The organism is Microcoleus sp. K5-D4, assembly GCF_036704575.1.
GTDB lineage: Bacteria > Cyanobacteriota > Cyanobacteriia > Cyanobacteriales > Microcoleaceae > Microcoleus.
Window position 1 is genome coordinate 1 of sequence record NZ_JAUBSD010000092.1, and the last position, 17,197, is coordinate 17,197.

Consider the following 17,197-nt stretch of genomic DNA (forward strand, 5'->3'; position numbering starts at 1 on the left):
AGATTCAAACGCCACAAACCTCCCGTCGGCTGAGATGGAGGGAGATAAGGAACTTGGGAAGAACCCCACACCGATCGCCCGATTACCTGCTGAGTCAACAGAGACGGGGGTGGTGGTATTGGTTGATAAGTCGCGCACGAAGATGTCGCCGCTACCGCTAGCGTCCGCCGGTACGAGGCTGGTGCCATATGCAAACGCGACCAACCGGCCGTCGGCGGAGATGGAGGAGCCGACTGATAAGCGGATCGCCTGATCGCCTGCTGAGTCTACAGAAACGCGATTAATGGTCATAAGTCCTCGCATTAAAAGTGCAAGTTTGATAAATTGACGAGTGTTCGATCGCCCGAAGCTTCTGACAAAACAGATTCGCGCGCTTGTAGGGCGATCGACTAATGTTTCTGAATAGACTTCTCCAAAAATTATATTATTGTGGCACAGGCATCCTGCCTGTTCAAGACTTGCTTTTCTGGAGCGGCATTCATAGCTGGATATTCTGGTGCACAATAGTTCGGACCATTCACTCAACACGCTCTAATTTAATCGCGACTCTCCTGGATTTGTGGTAAAAACAGTAGTTAGCGTGTCGCTAACCCAGGTAAAATGCCCCCACCAAAGCAAGTTTTATTTTTATTTATTATCACCTCAAACTCAGGAGAGTTTTAATCGCTCGGTAAACTCAATTTTAATACCTGTCCAACTGATACCTCGTGCTTGTGCGTCGCTACTACCACGGCACCTTCTAATCGCGGATCGTAACATCCAACCCAAGCCGCAGGATGACATTCGTGTACTAAATACCCGTACAGCCAAATTGCTCCTCTACCTTCAATGACAATTCCTTGGCTCAATTGAACGTCTTGAGGAAGTTTCAAACCTTGTAAATCATTTGGCGTGATGATACCGTCTTGAGTTGTAATACGCAATCGCAAATGTTGGTAAGCTAAACCGTCTTGAGTTTGATGAGGAATTATTTTTAATTCAATAGGATTCATTGGATGCACAAATGTTTAAGGCTGCGATAAAATCATATACCTTTTAGGGTAAATTGGGAATCCGATCGCCAACTTTGAGTCCCAATTGGGCCGCCCTTCCGCCTCTTAGTTCGATCACTCCGTCAACTGGAACATCCGGGCCGTAGTTGGGGCAGATTTCGCTCAAACACGGCGGTACGTTAGGAATTATCGCCTGCACTACGCCTTCCCGCAGAAAAACCATATCCAGCTCAATCAACACGTTTTTCATCCAAAAACGCACGTTTCGCGCGGGTTCTATCGGGAAAAACATTCCCCTGTCATCCGGTAATTCTGTCCGAAACATTAAACCTGTGGCTTGCTCTTGAGGAGTTTGCGCCACTTCCAGTCCGATCGCGCGATCGGCTATAATCGTGTTAACCGAAATTGGCAAAAGCTGACCCCTATCTAGTTGGCCAAACAGCGAAATAAAGTTGGATTCAGTCAGATTAGAATTTCCCGAAACAACTCCTAAATATTTGCCCGAATTTTTATCTTTCATAATAGTTTGGTTGTCGGCAACCGAAAGCTCTAAATCGCTAAACTTCATGCCTTCTGTCAAGACAATTTTATCATTGCCGTTGCCAAAATCAGTAATTGTATCGGCTTCAGTAATAGTAGATGGGGCGGTTTTTTCCATTACAAATAAATCCTCCCCCGCGCCTCCGGTCAAGATATCCCCGCCTTCGCCGCCTATTAGCAAATCGTTACCCCGATCGCAAAATATCCAATCGGAGTCTTGTCCTCCATAGATTGTATCGCTTCCCTGACCGCCAGACAGCGTATCAGCGCCTTCATTTCCGGCCAGCAAATCATTTTCCCGAGCGCCAAAAATTCGGTCATTTCCCCCCAAACCTTGAATAGTATCATTACCCGCAAATCCTCTAATCGTATCGTTGCTGAGAGTTCCCAGGAGAAAATCGAAGCCGAAACTACCGTCGATGTTAACCATTTTGCGTTTAATGATGCGTTTAATAGAATGAAGATTTGGCGATCGGCATCCGCCAACCGGTACCAAAAGCTCGATCGCTAATTTTCAAACCAGGGGCTGCTTGCCGCCGTTTAAACTCCGCTTGCCTCACTAATTTTACTACACGTTTAACCACGGCTTCATCGTGTCCTGCAGCGACAATTTGTTGGACCGATTCGTGATTTTCTATCAACCGCTGCAAGATGTCATCCAAAACATCGTAATCCGGCAAAGAATCTTGGTCAACTTGTCCCGGTTTCAGTTCAGCACTAGGCGGCTTAGTAATAATATTAACCGGAATAATTTCCTTTGCCAAGTCAGCCTGATTTTTAATCTTCTCACTCCCAGAATTCAGCCACCTACAAAGCGAATACACGCGAGTTTTCGGCACATCAGAAATCACCGCCAATCCCCCATTCATATCGCCGTAGAGAGTGCAGTAACCCACCGCCATTTCCGACTTATTGCCAGTCGATAGCAGCAAATGTCCGAACTTATTAGAAATTGCCATCAACAGATTGCCTCGAATCCGCGATTGAATATTTTCCTCAGCAATCCCGAAAGTTGTGTTGACAAACAAATTGGCGAGAGTGCGATCGTAAGTTTTCATCAAATCGCCGATCGGCAATAGTTCGATCGCGATACCCAGATTTCTGGCTAATTCCAAAGCATCATTAACCGAATGATCCGAACTATAAGGAGAAGGCATCAACACCCCTAGAACATTTTCGGGCCCGATCGCGCAACTGGCGATCGCCGCCACCAAAGCCGAATCTATCCCCCCACTCAAACCGAGTACAACCTTAGAAAAACCGCACTTGCGAACATAATCTCGTACTCCCAAAACCAAAGCAGCCCAAATTTCGGCATCTCCTTCTGCCGGATGAAAACTCAACGGCGCCGCCTCACTTCCTGCTGCATTTTGCTGATGGCTGCCAACTAAATCTTGTTTAGCTGCGTCATATTCCAGCACCGCAAAATCCGTTTCAAAAGAAGCTAATACCTGAATCAAATCACCCTTTCGATTCACAGCAAAACTGCTGCCGTCAAAAATAATATCGTCATTTCCCCCTACCTGATTAGCGTAAATAATCGGTATCGCGCAGCGGATGACGCTGTGCTGCAACATCGCCGTTCGCACTCCCCGCTTGCCCGCACAGTAAGGCGATGCCGACAAATTCACCACTAAATCTACGCCCAATTTTGCCAGATCGGAAACAGGATCGCCCGCGTAACTGCGTTTACCCCAAAACTCTTCATTGTTCCACAAATCTTCACAAATTGTCACGCCAATTTTGACTTCGCCAATAGAAAAGTAATTGCTGTTTTCTCCAGGTTCAAAATATCTATCTTCATCAAATACATCATAAGTAGGCAACAAGCGTTTATGAAAAACTTGTTTGACAACGCCATTTTGCAACAAAACAGCGCTATTAAACAATGATTTTCCACCGAATTTAACAGCCTTAGCATTAGGTAAGGCTGTGCCTACTATAACTGCCAACTTTCGTGGCAAAGCTTGCGCCAGTTGCTGCAACTGTGCACCTGCATCTGCAATGAAACTCGGATTAATTAACAAATCGCGCGGCGGATAACCGATCAGGGAAAGTTCCGGTGTTAGCAATAAGTTTGCGCCCTCAACCTCAGCTTTTTTCGCAGCCTCCAGAATTAGGTTGGAGTTGCCCAAGATATCACCAATAGTAGGATTGAGTTGTGCGATCGCAATTTTCATATCACCAAATCACTTAATAAATATTGCTAACAATCCGCCCGCGCGGACTCACTTTCCTATAGTCCTAGATTTGAATGTAGCGAAAACTTACTCAGATTTGTAATGTTTTAACTCTTCCTCAATATAATAATTTACCAAATCCCGGTAAATATTTTCCACCACATCAGGATTCAAACCCGATTCTTTAGCCCACTCGCGCCGCTGCTGTAACATAGCCTGAAAGCGATCCGACGATCGAACGCTAGCTTCACTCGTTTTGAACCTTGCTGCCGCGATGACGTATTGAAATCTCTTGCTCAAAGCATCGATCACTTCTCGATCGATGATATCAATTTCCTCCCGAACTTCGTGAATATTAGCGCATTCATCAGGGTCTTTCATCGTCTGCACTCCTTAATAGCTTCTATTCTAATGTTACTAAATTGATCCCAGAATGTCATCCAAGGAACAGCTAGATAAACACCAGTGGCTTATTTTTGAAAGGAGCAAAAGCGGCCGCATCAAAGCGGTACAAACTAGCAGGGCGGCCCGCCCCGCGCGAAACCTTAACACCGGTATCGCACAAAAAACCCAATTTCAACAATCGAGCTCTAAAATTAGAATAATCAGAAAAATTTTCCCCCAAAATAGTTGTATAAAGTTGATACAAATCGCTCAAAGTAAAAAGTTCCGGCAAAACTTCAAAAGCTACCGGACTGTATTCAAGTTTGTTACGCAGTCGCCGGTATCCGTATTCGAGAATTTGATTGTGATCGAAGGCCAGCTTAGGAACTTGTTGCACGGGATACCAAGCAATACCCCCGACACGGTGCCCGACACCCGCGACTACACTCCCAGCAATTAACTCAGCTTCCTCAAAGCGTACCAAAGCAAAATAACTAACCGAAAGATAACGATCGCCCCTGGTAACTTCTCGAGGATCGCGCCCCGGTTCTCCGAAAGTATACAATTGCTCCAAATACAAATTTTTTACCCGAATTTTCTCAGACAAAATTCGGTAAGCCGCATTTTCAAGAGACTCGCCCTGACGCACCAAAGTACCGGGAAGACTCCAAGAATCGATAAACGGTTCGTCTTGCCGCATTACCAACAGCACCAACAAGCGGTTCTGCACGGTATCGACGGAAAAAATAACATTATCTACTCCTACTTTAAAGTCAGCTAATGAGCAACCCTCGCTCTTTTTTGTGCCTCGTGCCATGCGTACAAATGCTCCCTATGGATGTAATCTTCGATGGTCGGAGTCAGAGCTTCCCTGTCTCCTGTTTCCCGATAGGAAGTAGAAGAAACATTGGGAGCACTCAAAGATGCGATCGCCACGTCTGCACCCAGGCGCCTCAACTGCCACAAATCTAATTGCTCTGACGGATAACCGGGTCGCGGTACTATCAGCAACTCCACTTTTTTTAACAATTCTTCAAATTTGTACCAGCGAGACAGTTGCCCCACCAAGTCCGAACCTATTACCAGCGTCAAATCTGCATTCGGCCACAGCAATCTTGCTTGTTCCACAGTTTCCACCGTCCTCGGACTGCTGAGTTCTGGATGCAAGCAAAGATTGTGTCTGGGCGAATTAATTTCTTGAATCATTAACAGCAGCATTGCCGATCGGTGTTCTAGAGAAGTTTGGTGGGACTTAAAAGGATTGTCTGACGCCCAAACTGCTACCCAATCAAAATGTTGGGAAAGCCAACTCAGAATTGTTTTGTGTCCTGCTGTGGGCGGATCGGCACTGGTTCCAAAAAGAGCAATCTTCTGCATAGGTAATCGGTAATATCGTTAATAGTTAATGGGAAATTGGGAATGGGGAATTGAACTACATACTAATGACCAAAGCGTGTCAAATTAATATCAAACGTAGTTCCAGCCTGCTGTTTGATAATTAACCCCTCGATCCCCCCTAACCCCCCTTAAAAAGGGGGGAACTGGAGCGATCGAAGTCTCGCTTCAAAAAAGAGGGGACTGTCAGCTCTCAAAGTCCCCCTTCTTAAGGGGGATTTAGGGGGAGCGAGGCTAAGCTATAAACGAGATTTATCATGGATTTTAGTCTTAAGTTAACACCAATAACCACTGACTACTAACTAATGACTATTTTTCGTTTTTTGGGTGAGACTCTGCAAATCTGTAGAAATTTCCACTGACGGCGAAATGGGGTTGTCAAGTTGGCGAGTTTCGGGTCGAAGACTGGCGACAGAAGCAGCAGTGCGTTTGGCGATCTCTTCCAAACTTTCCGGGTTCTGGACTCGTTTGCCATCCTTGACAACCAACTCCATTAATGGTAAGTAAGAATCGCAATTGTGAATAGTTTCTCCCGACAATCCCAAACAATCTCCGAGAATTTGCCCATTTTCAATATGTCTAAAAATTTGCTTTCTTCCTGGATATGTTACCTTGCCGCTTGCCTCTTTCATCACCGGAATTCCGTCAATTTCCACCAACTTATAAACACCGTTGACAGGGGAACCGCTGACCAACTTGGTTCCCAAACCGTAACCGTCAATGCAAGCACCGCTACTTTTTAATTTAGCAATTTCTCGATCGTCCAAATCGCCGCTAGCAAAAATTGGAACGCCCGGAAGGATCGATCGAACTTCCCGAGACAGCACCGCCAAATCGCCCGAATCCAGCCGCACGCCTTCCAACTGCATTTCACCGCTGTTGACTCGATCGGCCAACATCCGCGCCGCCGCCACAGTATCGTAAGTATCGATCAGCAGGGGCGCCCCCGGAAAATAGCGGTGAAAAGCTGCAAACGCCTGATTCTCGCTGCCTTCGAGGGCAGCCACAGCCATTACCAAAGCATGGGCGATCGTACCGACAGGCTTGCGGCCCAACTTCAAAGCAGCCAAAACATTAGAAGTTCCATCGAACCCTGCAGCCAGGGCAGCCCTAGCCGCCCAAACAGCAGCTTGAGGCCCAAAAGCCCTGCGCGTCCCGAATTCAAGCAACTTAGCCTCCGGGCCCGCCACATCGCGCAGCCGCGCTGCCCGCGTCGCAATCAAAGTTTGATAATTTATGGCATTCAATAAATAAGTTTCCACTAACTGAGCCTGCCACAGAGGAGCCTCAATTCGCAGCACAGGCTCGTTGGCAAACACCGCCGTCCCCTCCGGCACCGCCCAAACATCGCCAGTAAAGCGGGCTGTGGCGAGTAAAGTCCAAAATCGCTCCGGGGCGCCGGCAAAAATCCCAGTGGACTGCAAAGCCTCTATTTGCGCCGGCGAAAACCGAAATTTTTCTAAATAATCGATAACTTGAGCCAAACCCATCGCGATCGCGTAGCCAAAACCCTCTGGCAGCCTGCGCGCGAATAATTCAAAACTCGCGGCCCGCCCGTCGAGTCCTTCCCCAACGTAACAAGCGGCCATCGTTAGCTGGTAGAGATCGGTCAAAAGGCTGTAATCTGCTGAAGAAACCGTCAGTTCCCGGTCTTCTAATATTTCTTCAAAACCTGTGAGCTGCAGGCTTTCTGTGGTAGTTTTCATAAAAAAAACCCCGAACAAACTTCTTTTTTTTAATTATAGTGACAAACACCATATCTTTTTGTAAATATTTGATAAAGATTGCAGATATTTGTCGGAAAAATTCGCTTATTATGCCCTTTAATAGCGGATTTCGGTTAATTTGTACATTAATATTATGGTAAAAGCAATATAAATACTGAATTTAACAAACTCAGGAATTAAGCACAAACACTCAAGCGTTCCCGGTTTTTTGCGAAAATATTTCCTTGCAGCCTTTGAATAGAGTTAGACAACCCGGTTTCTGAGCGTCGGGAGGGCGATCGCGACAGATTGAGTTGACCAAGGAAAAATCTACCAGCAAAAGGTCGATCGTCCAACAATGCGTCATTTCTTAAACCTTCAGCTTGCTTCAATGTTGCAGACCAATAAGTAATTCAAATAAATATTGCTAAACTCATCCACAGCCCAAAAATCAGAGTAATATTAAAAGTATCAGAACCCAGACAAGAGAGGCAGATTCTATGAATCTTTCTAAATCTTTGGCAAACGCGATGCGTTACGTCTCGGAAGCAGCGGTGCGGATTTTTAGCCCCAGCGATGACAACTATCCAAATAGTGGAGTTCAACCTTTTGAGGGTAAGCTCTCCAAAAGTTCTAAATCGAGAGAATGAACAGCCATTCAGGCATTTTCTAGCGAGTTCGGCACAGGCATTCAGTTTAACAGTCAACAGTTAACAATTAACGGTTGACTGTTAGCTTTTGACTTGTGACTTTGACTGTTAATAGTAATTGTAGGTGGGGTTTCTCTTCCTTCTACCCCACCTACAATTACCAATCACCAATTACACTGAAATTCCCAAATTTACAAAAAGCAGATTCAGTGTAGTAAGCTTTTGAAATAAAGATTTTTGCCCCCGGTTTACTGCGTATAAATTAGAGAAACACCAAGCAAAACTAGAACCTTTTGTTGCATTAAAGTGGGTTCAGTAATCTTATCAAAAATCAAACTATATAGGAATCCTTGCAGGAATCGTAAATGTTTTACGCCACCCCAACTCTGCGGGAACTCGCGGGGAGGGAGTCAGAAATTCACAAATGATTTAAAATTGCTATGTAGCTGAACAAAAAGTATTAGCTTTAGACCCAGTTGAGTATTTTGCTGAACCCCACAATCTGGATTTAGGAATAGTCCAGCGATCGCAAAAACCTAAACTATCGGCTAATTGCTTCCCCTTTTCCTGCTACTGGGGGAAGTCCTGAACAGTTTTTCTTCTAACCTCGTGGAACAAACCGCACCACATTTTAAGTTGCTACTTCGATACCTTAGAGTAATTCTACTCATTGACAAAAGTGTTTCTAACTTAACTGGTGGCCAATGTGTAGACACTGGCTGCGGGCGATACCTAGCCAAAAGTTCGGGTCATTCCCCCGTCGGAAGATCGGCTGCAAGCTGGTCTTTTTGTTAGCTGAAAACTCTACTGTTAGTTAGGTCTTACGAGGGTTAATTGTCGTAAAGTGATTTTACAGGCAAGCTGCAAACAGGAGTGAGAAGATTCAAGTAATTGCACGGAAGCTTTGAACGTTTGTTGGGAAATTGTTTGTGCCTCAATTGACTTGCAAGGAATTTCCCCTTCAAATACACCCCTGCTGACAGCGCGATCGCACTCTCGAAAGGAATAGCTGATGCAGGTAAAACAAAACAAACTTTTCACTACTGAAGCGATCGATCGCTTATCTTCACCGGAACGCCTCGACGAAATGATGCAGGTGGTTAGTCCTCGATCGTGGCTGCCACTAACTGCAATTGGCTGTTTAGTTGCGGCTGCGGGCGTTTGGAGTGCGATCGGGCGAATTCCGCTGACTGTTTCCGGTCAAGGCGTATTGCTTCTGCCCCGCCGAGTCGTGCAATTTCAAGCTGCTAGTTCCGGTCAATTGGTAAAGCTAAACATCAAGCCGGGAGATGTTGTTAAACGGGGTCAAGAAATCGGCAGAATTAATAAACTCGACCTCCAGCAGCAGCTAGAACAAGAAAAAGCCAAATTATCCCAACTGCAAGGACAAAAGCAAGATACTAATAAGCTGCAAAAACAGCAGATTGCCCTGGAATTAAAAACCCTCCAACAGCAGCAAAAAGACCTTCAAGAAAGCTTGAATAGAGAGTCAGTTGCGCCGATATTGCACCAGCAAAGTATGGCGGCATTAGAGCAAAAACGCCAAAGTTTGGAAGAAAGTTTGCGTCGAGAACAAATTGCGCCGGTACTGCGGCAGCAAACTCTGACAGCCTTAGCAGAAAAACGGCAAAGTTTGGAAGAAAGTTTGCGGCGAGAACAAGTTGCACCGATATTGCGGCAGCAAACTCTGGCTGCGATCGCCAAAAAACGCGACAGTCTTTTGCAGCGAAAACAGCACATCACTTCTTTGGTGGAAACATTACAGCAGCGGTTTGAAACTCGCCGCGTTCTTTACGAACAAGAGAGGGCGATCGGCGAGGATGTAATGCTGCAAGCGAGACAGGAATTTGCGGACTCTCAGATGCAACTGGCGGATATTGAAACGCAGTTAAAGGAACTCGACGTTCAGAAAACGAATAGCGATCGCGAATTCCTGCAAAATCTCAATAAAATTGACGACATCAAAAACACCCGGCAGCAACTCAAGGTTGAAGCTACCAATACCGAACGGGAGTACCTGCAAAATCTCAACCGCCTTAACGAAATTAAAAACAACCTCCAAGAACTTAAAGTTCAGAAAAGTAACGCCGAACGAGATTACCTGCAAAACCTCAACAAAATTGATGAAATAAAAACTAAGATTAAAGACATAGAAACCCAAGCGGTCAAACTAGCTCAACAAGACTTAGAGAAGTCGATCGCCCAAACAAATCAAATTCAGGAAGTTAAACGCAAGATTGCCCACTTACAGAATCAGTTGACCGCCGACAGCAAAATTACCAGCCAATATGACGGGCGCGTTTTAGAAGTTAGCGCCGTTGCAGGTCAAATGCTGAACATCGGTACAAGAATCGGGACAGTTGAATCTGAGAATTCTCGCGAAAAAATGGTCAGTCTTGTCTATTTTGCTGACAGAGACGGCAAGCAAATTAAACCGGGAATGACCGTACAAGTTACCCCTAGCGTCGTCAAGCGAGAACGCTACGGCGGCATTGTCGGCAAAGTAACCCAAGTTTCTCCTTTTCCGGTTACTAATCAAGATATGTCGGCAATTATCGGCAATGAAAATTTGGCTGACAGCATCGCAAAAAGCATCGCTGGCGGCGGTGCTCCCGTGCAAGTTTTTGTCGAATTGCAACAAGATCCGAACACTATCAGCGGTTACAAATGGTCTTCCTCGAACGGGCCTCCTCTCAAGATTTCCCCCGGTACTACGGCGCTAGTTCGGGTTCAAATCGGGCAGTTAGCGCCGATTTCTTACGTGATTCCCATTTTTAGGTCTTTGACTGGGGTTTACTAACAACTGACGCATGGGTAGTCAGAAACCGGGTTTTTTACCTAATCTGCTCGCCCTCACGAAGTATTTTCGTAAAAAAACCCGGTTTCTCGGTCCCGGTGCGTAAGTCTTGTTCATTTACTAATTACCCGTTAATAAGCAATGAAATTTCCCTGGATTAACAACTTTTTTACGCCGCGCAACTTAAGGCGAGTTCGTACTCCCACCCTCTTACAAATGGAAGCAGTAGAGTGCGGTGCTGCTGCTTTAGGAATTATTTTGAGTTACTGCCAACACCCAGTACCTTTAGCCCAATTGCGGAGCGAGTGCGGCGTTTCTCGCGATGGCAGTAAAGCTTCTAATATCCTCAAAGCAGCCCGAATTTACGGCTTAGATGCTAAAGGGTTTAAAAAAACTGTTGAAGAGTTGAAAATTGTACCGCCCCCTTTTATTGTTTTTTGGAATTTCAATCACTTTTTGGTGGTTGAGGGGATGAAGAAAAAGCGCGTTTATCTCAATGACCCCGCATCGGGGCCGAGGACTGTTTCTCTAGAAGAATTTAAGTTGGCTTATACTGGCGTTGTTTTGACTTTTGAGCCTGGGCCGGAGTTTAAAAAGGGTGGGAAAAAACCGAGTATTGCCAGTGCTTTAGATTCCCGATTGCAAAGTTCCCGCTGGGCGATCGCATTTTGTTTAATTGCTGGTTTATTACTGACTGTTCCCCGTTTGGCTGGCGCAGCATTTACCCAAATTTTTGTGGATGAAATTCTCGTCGAAAACCGTCACGAGTGGCTGCGGCCTTTAATATTGGGAATGCTGTTGGCGGCGGCCGTCCAAGGGCTGCTAGCGCGGATGCGGCTTTTCTATTTGCGGCGGCTGGCAAACAAGCTGGCGATTTCGATGTCGGGACAGTTTCTCTGGCATACTTTGCGCTTGCCTGTGGGATTTTACGCCCAGCGGTTTGCAGGTGAAATTAGCAGTCGCTGCCAAGTTAATGACAAGGTTGCTGAAATTTTATCGGGGAAACTTGCTGCAACTGCGATCGACGCGGTAATGATGGTTTTCTATGCAATAATTATGGTTATGTACGACTGGGTATTGACCAGTGTTGCGGCTGTTTTTGCAGCCTTAAACTTTTTGGCACTCCAATCTTTATCCCGCAGCCGCGTCGATGCTAACACCAGATTAGCTCAGGAAACAGGTAAGGTGGGCGGTGCTGCAATTGCAGGCATTCAATCTATAGAAACTGTCAAAGCTAGCGGTTTAGAATTCGATTTATTTTCTAAGTTTGCCGGGTACTATGCCAAAATGAGCAACGCCCAGCAAGAATTGGCTTTGCCCACTCAAATATTGTCAATATTACCAGCATTTTTAACGGCATTAGCTGCAACTGCTATCTTAGTTGTCGGGGGCTTGCGGGTGATGAACGGCGGTTTGAGTATCGGGATGTTAATTGCCTATCAAAGTCTCACTCAACAATTCCTGCGACCAGTCAACAATCTAGTCAATTTTGGCAGCACTCTGCAAGAATTAGAAGCAGATTTAAGCCGACTTGATGACGTTCTGCAAAACCCTGTAGATCCAGAAGCAGATCGCGATTCTTTTAATAATGAAAACGGCGGAGGCGCGATCGCACCAGATGCTTTTCACCTGCAAGGAAGCATTGAATTGCGGAGTGTCAGTTTTGGCTACAGCCGCTTGGAAGCACCGCTAATTGAAAACTTGAACTTAACCGTAAAACCGGGTCAGCGGGTAGCGTTAGTCGGGGGCAGCGGTTCGGGGAAATCTACTATTGCCAAACTTGTGACCGGGCTTTACGAACCAATGAATGGCGAAATTTTATTTGACGGGGTTCCTCGCAATTTGATTCCCCGTTCTATCCTAGCAAATTCGCTGGCAATGGTCGAACAAGAGATATTTCTATTTGCCGGCACTGTTCGGGAAAATCTCACGCTTTGGGACCCGACAGTACCGGAAGCAGATTTAGTGCAAGCGTGCATTGATGCGGCAATTCACGAACTTATTTTGAATATGCCGGGAGGATACGATGCTCAACTCAATGAAGGGGGGACAAATATGAGTGGCGGACAGCGGCAGCGCTTGGAAATTGCCAGGGCGTTAGTAAGAAATCCGGCGGTGTTGGTGCTGGATGAAGCTACAAGTGCTCTGGATGCTGAAACTGAGTTAATTATCGATCGCAATTTGAGGCGTCGCGGTACTTCTTGTATTGTGGTTGCTCACCGTTTGAGCACGATTCGAGATTGCGATGAAATTATTATGCTCGCAGGGGGGAAAGTTGTTCAGAGAGGCACTCATGAGGAGTTGCAAAAGCTGGGAGGAGCTTATGCTCTTTTGGTTGGGAATGAAGAATAAATAGCAGAAATACAGTAGCCAGCCCGACAGTCCGCCAGGGAATGAATTCCCTGTCTAATAGCTAAAGTCCTCTGAAGAGGACTGAAATGAATGATGGTTTGATTTGGCTATTCAGTCGGTTTTAACCGACTTTAGCTATGAGACGGGGATTTTAATCACTCCTAGGATCTGTGGATTAACCCGATCGATTCGATCCGACTGTCTTCTTTGACGCAGGGCTTTACACCCCTGCCCGACTTGATATTACTAATCGCCAATTACTAGCTATGCTCGATCTAAATCCTGTTAAGAAACTGCACCGAATTAAAGGAAATGAACCGCTGCTGCTGAATGACCCGCATCAGGTATGGATTGTTAAGTCGGGCGCGATCGCAGTTTTTGCAGCAAAGATACAAAGTGAGAAGCCTGCGGGCAACCGCCATTATCTGTTCGGCGTCGGTGCAGGCGAGGCTTTGTTCGGCGCTGCTACCCCCAAGCTTCGGGGGAGAGAAGGAGAAGGGGGGGGAGAAATTTCAAAACCAGGTTGGGGACTTCTGGCGATCGCGATCGCCGAAACGGAACTGGAACCGATCGCGATCGCAGATTGTGCCGCTTTAGTTGCTGCTGGTGACGGCAAAACGAGATCGCTGGTGGAAGGGTGGATACAGCATTTGGGAGAACGAGTGATTCCCTACGGGATAGATCCGCTTCACGCGCCGGAGGAAAAAGTTGCCCCAGAAACTGCGCTTGTAGCAGCCTCGCAGCAGATATCGCTATTTCCCGGTCAAATGCTGCGATCGCCCCCGGGAACTGTTGTCTGGGTGCGCGTCTCGTCGGGCGATGCGAGTGTCGGGGAATTGAAGTTAAATTGCGCTTCCCCAGCGTTTCCCCTGACTGGGAATATGCTGCTGGTGGCATCCGGGGAAGTTGAGGTGCAAGTTTTCTCAACAGCAGAGGTGGAAAATGCCGACTGGCTGCGCCCGAGTTTAGCTTTGCTGCACGAGTATTTCTGCTGCTGCTTGAACTTGCTGGTTTCCCAGCAAAAAGCAGAGGAATTCCGCCGCTTTCAGGAACGAGAACAGCTAAACCGCCAAGTAACTCAGACAGCTTTGGGAGAGTTAACCGAGGTGCTGCATCCCCGGAAAACTGAGGTGTCTGAGGAAGGAACGCCGCTGTTAATCGCTGCTGGGGCTGTAGGTAAGGCACAAGGGATAACAGTCAATCCCCCGGCGGGTTCCGAAGATTTCAGCCGAGTTAAAGATCCGATGGAGGCGATCGCGCGATCGTCCCAATTTCGCACCCGCCGCGTGTTGCTGGTTGGAGATTGGTGGCGGCAGAACAGCGGCCCGCTACTGGCTTATACAAAGTTCGACAATCGACCTGTAGCTTTGCTGCCCGGTAAGGGCGAGCGTTATACTTTGTTCGATCCGATCGATCGCACTCGCAAACGGGTAACTAAAGCAATAGCCCAAGAGTTGTCGTCAGAAACTCTCATGTTTTACCGGCCGCTGCCGCTATTAGTTCGCAACGCTGCGGAACTGTTTCGCTTCGGGACGAAGGGCTACGAAAAAGACACGATCGCTGCTTTCGGGCTGGGGATATTGGGAACGCTATTGGGGATGGTGACGCCGCAAGCTACCTCGATTTTGGTCAATGATGCTATTCCTGACAGCGATCGTTTGTTACTGTGGCAGTTAGGGCTGGTATTGTTAGTTGCGGCGATCGGACGGGCTGTATTTAGCATGGCTCAAACAATTCTGACCCTGCGGATCGAAAATGCTGCCAGCGGCACTCTCCAGCCGGCAGTTTGGGATCGATTGCTGAGATTAAAACCGGCGTTTTTCCGCAGCTATTCTTCTGGCGACTTGCTGACTCGCTTATTAGCAGTTAATCAAATTCGCGCCCAACTAAGCGGCGCGACGCAGCGGACACTTTTGAGCGCCATATTTTCCCTGTTGAATTTGGGGCTGATGTTTGTTTACAGCCTGCCGCTGACTTTAGTCGGAATTGGTTTAACTTTTCTGGCGGTTATAGTAACAGTCACATCCAGCTTGCTCTTAATCCCAAAAGAGCGGCAGATGGAAACAGGAGAAGGCGAAATTAACGGGCTGACAGTAGAACTAATTAATGGAGTATCAAAGTTGCGGGTAGCGGCCGCCGAAGGGCGAGCCTTTGCAGCTTGGGCGAAAAAATACAGCCAGCAAATTAAACTAAGAACGGGAATTAAACGAATTGACGACAGCGTTTCTGTCTTTAACGAAGCGCTGCCGTTAGTCAGTTCTATTCTGATGTTTTGGTTTGCAATTGTGTTTATGCAAACCTCTCAAACAGAAGGCGGCGGACTGAATATGGGGACGTTTCTCGCTTTTAATTCCGCCTTCGGAACCTTTCTTTCCGGCGTCACAGATTTGAGCAATACTCTAACTGATATTTTAGGAATTGTACCGCTGTGGGAGCGAGCCAAACCGATCGTCCAGGGAATCCCGGAATCTGACCCGACAAAAGCCGATCCCGGTCGCTTGCAAGGTCAAATTACTGTCGATAGGGCAACTTTCCGCTACCGCGAGGACGGCCCCCCAATTTTAGATGATGTCAGCATCAATATTCAACCGGGGGAATTTATCGCGATCGTCGGGCCGTCTGGTAGCGGTAAATCAACTTTATTTCGGCTGTTATTGGGATTTGAAATAGCACAAAGCGGCACTGTTTATTACGACAATCAAGATTTAGCAGGCCTCGACGTTCAAGCTGTGCGGCGGCAGTTAGGAGTAGTGCTGCAAAACGGCAGAATTAATGCTGGTTCGATGTTTGACAATATTACCTGCGGGGCGATGGTAACGCAGGAGGAAGCTTGGGAAGCCGCGCAAATGGCCGGTTTAGCCGCCGATATCGAACAAATGCCGATGGGAATGCACACGGTTGTCAGCGAGGGCGGCACGAATCTTTCGGGAGGACAGCGGCAGAGATTGTTAATTGCCCGCGCAATGGTTGTCAAACCAAAGGTTATCCTGATGGATGAAGCTACGAGTGCTTTGGACAACCGCACGCAGGCGATCGTTACTGAGAGTTTGGATAAGTTGAATGTGACGCGAGTTGTCATCGCCCACCGCCTGAGTACGATTCGCAATGCCGATCGCATTTATGTAATTGAAGCCGGCCGTTTAGTGGAAGTTGGTTCCTTTGAGAAATTGGTAAAACAGGGGGGATTGTTTGCTCGATTAGTGGCGCGGCAGTTAGAGTAGGGATTCAAGGTAAAACCATTTTCAATAACGGGCAAGATGCCCGTTTCACAAGGAGTAAAATTCTTGTGGAACGGGCATCTTGCCCGTTCATAAAAGCCTTATTTAAAATGGTGCAACATCTCATTTACATCCGTTACATCCCGTACATTGCTCGTTGGCGAACTGATTATTCTTTTGTTAGCAAATCCGGCAGCCACAACAAAATTAGCAAGAGCAAGCAGAGGATAACTAAGCCAACACTAAATATTGTAGTGTTACCCATATCCGGGGCTTGCTGCATGAGGTATACTGGCTGTATTGCATCCATATTTTTGGTATATTTATATAATGATTTAGACGTGCTAGACAGGCAGAAACTGGTTTACAAAATTATTAGTTTTAGTCGCTTAGGGTTGATAAAAACCGCCCTTATAGGAATTACGCTAGATTCACAGGTACATGAGATGAGGTAAATAAAAACCCAGTTTATTTAAGAAACTGGGTTTCCATTGATGTTTTCCCCTTGGGTGTTGAAACTCAGCAGAAGCGCGATCGCTTCTAGTTACAAGCCGCTCATTTCTTCTGTTAGCGATCGAAATTCCTTAATGCTTCAAAGAATTCCATGTTCATACTGGGGCCTGGACCAAAATTAGGTCTTGGGCCGCTGACTGTGATAACAGGCATACCAGCAGCCCGAGCTCGATCGGCCATATTGGAATGGCCACCCGCGATCGCCTCTAATTCCAATTCGTCCAATTCTTCATCGATTGAGTTTTCCGATTCGGATGCTGCGATTTGGGATAACTGGGGCGATAATTCTTGCAAAAATTGATTGTTGCTTTCCATCAGATGTTTCCTCCTTATGTGGTTTAACTCAGCAGAAGCTCGATCGCTTCTAGTTAGAAGACGCTCTTTTTATCGTCTCCGTACATGGAGAAACCACTAACACTAGCAAATTTTGGCCTTGGGCCGCTGGCTGTGATAATACGCATACCGCCCGC

General features: G+C 46.7%; 14 protein-coding genes and 1 pseudogene. 4 read left to right on the forward strand and 11 right to left on the reverse strand.

From position 1 onward, the window contains the following. The 9 genes and pseudogenes from QUA77_RS23415 to QUA77_RS23455 all read right to left on the reverse strand — a co-directional run. Positions 1-291, reverse strand: a pseudogene (locus QUA77_RS23415) (calcium-binding protein); the annotation flags it as partial. A gap of 368 nt (positions 292-659) precedes the next feature. Continuing rightward, positions 660-992, reverse strand: coding sequence for a CRISPR-associated ring nuclease Crn3/Csx3 (gene crn3 / locus QUA77_RS23420; RefSeq protein ID WP_333040230.1), 333 nt, complete (start codon positions 990-992; stop codon positions 660-662). Between the two features lie 43 nt (positions 993-1,035). After that, positions 1,036-1,962, reverse strand: a complete 927-nt coding sequence (locus QUA77_RS23425; RefSeq protein ID WP_333452818.1) for a DUF192 domain-containing protein — start codon at positions 1,960-1,962, stop codon at positions 1,036-1,038. Positions 1,963-1,981: 19 nt separating this feature from the next. Next, positions 1,982-3,712 (reverse strand): NAD+ synthase, encoded by a 1,731-nt coding sequence (locus QUA77_RS23430; protein ID WP_333452820.1) that lies wholly within the window; start codon positions 3,710-3,712, stop codon positions 1,982-1,984. 87 nt (positions 3,713-3,799) lie between these two features. Beyond that, positions 3,800-4,093 carry an isochorismate lyase gene (locus QUA77_RS23435; RefSeq protein WP_333040236.1) on the reverse strand — a complete coding sequence of 98 codons (294 nt, stop codon included), beginning with the start codon at positions 4,091-4,093 and terminating at the stop codon, positions 3,800-3,802. Positions 4,094-4,163: 70 nt separating this feature from the next. Further along, positions 4,164-4,913, reverse strand: a complete 750-nt coding sequence (locus QUA77_RS23440) for an NrtR DNA-binding winged helix domain-containing protein (protein WP_333040239.1) — start codon at positions 4,911-4,913, stop codon at positions 4,164-4,166. After that, entirely contained in the window at positions 4,874-5,473 is a 600-nt protein-coding gene (locus QUA77_RS23445) for a nicotinate-nucleotide adenylyltransferase (protein ID WP_333452822.1), read from the reverse strand. The genes QUA77_RS23440 and QUA77_RS23445 overlap by 40 nt, the downstream gene beginning before the upstream one ends. Positions 5,474-5,793: 320 nt before the next feature. Next, entirely contained in the window at positions 5,794-7,197 is a 1,404-nt protein-coding gene (locus tag QUA77_RS23450; RefSeq protein ID WP_333452823.1) for a nicotinate phosphoribosyltransferase, read from the reverse strand. Positions 7,198-7,394: 197 nt separating this feature from the next. Then, positions 7,395-7,589: a hypothetical protein gene (locus QUA77_RS23455; RefSeq protein WP_333452825.1), complete on the reverse strand. Its 195-nt coding sequence runs from the start codon at positions 7,587-7,589 to the stop codon at positions 7,395-7,397. A gap of 108 nt (positions 7,590-7,697) precedes the next feature. Between QUA77_RS23455 and QUA77_RS23460 the strand changes: the two genes are divergently transcribed. The 4 genes from QUA77_RS23460 to QUA77_RS23475 all read left to right on the forward strand — a co-directional run bounded on the left by QUA77_RS23460 (position 7,698) and on the right by QUA77_RS23475 (position 16,217). Next, on the forward strand, positions 7,698-7,847 hold the full coding sequence (locus QUA77_RS23460; RefSeq protein ID WP_333049849.1) for an isochorismate synthase: 150 nt from the start codon (positions 7,698-7,700) through the stop codon (positions 7,845-7,847). Between the two features lie 1,012 nt (positions 7,848-8,859). Next, a complete protein-coding gene (locus tag QUA77_RS23465; protein WP_333452826.1) occupies positions 8,860-10,647 on the forward strand; it encodes an NHLP bacteriocin system secretion protein in 1,788 nt (595 codons plus the stop codon). Between the two features lie 138 nt (positions 10,648-10,785). Beyond that, entirely contained in the window at positions 10,786-12,996 is a 2,211-nt protein-coding gene (locus QUA77_RS23470) for an NHLP family bacteriocin export ABC transporter peptidase/permease/ATPase subunit (RefSeq protein WP_333452828.1), read from the forward strand. Positions 12,997-13,262: 266 nt separating this feature from the next. Continuing rightward, positions 13,263-16,217: an NHLP bacteriocin export ABC transporter permease/ATPase subunit gene (locus QUA77_RS23475; protein WP_333452829.1), complete on the forward strand. Its 2,955-nt coding sequence runs from the start codon at positions 13,263-13,265 to the stop codon at positions 16,215-16,217. A gap of 166 nt (positions 16,218-16,383) precedes the next feature. Here QUA77_RS23475 and QUA77_RS23480 read toward each other — a convergent pair whose 3' ends face one another. Both QUA77_RS23480 and QUA77_RS23485 read right to left on the reverse strand, forming a co-directional pair. Continuing rightward, on the reverse strand, positions 16,384-16,524 hold the full coding sequence (locus tag QUA77_RS23480; protein ID WP_333040255.1) for a hypothetical protein: 141 nt from the start codon (positions 16,522-16,524) through the stop codon (positions 16,384-16,386). 257 nt (positions 16,525-16,781) lie between these two features. After that, complete coding sequence (locus QUA77_RS23485) at positions 16,782-17,042, reverse strand: hypothetical protein (protein ID WP_333040258.1); 261 nt, start codon at positions 17,040-17,042, stop codon at positions 16,782-16,784. Positions 17,043-17,197: the final 155 nt, after the last annotated feature.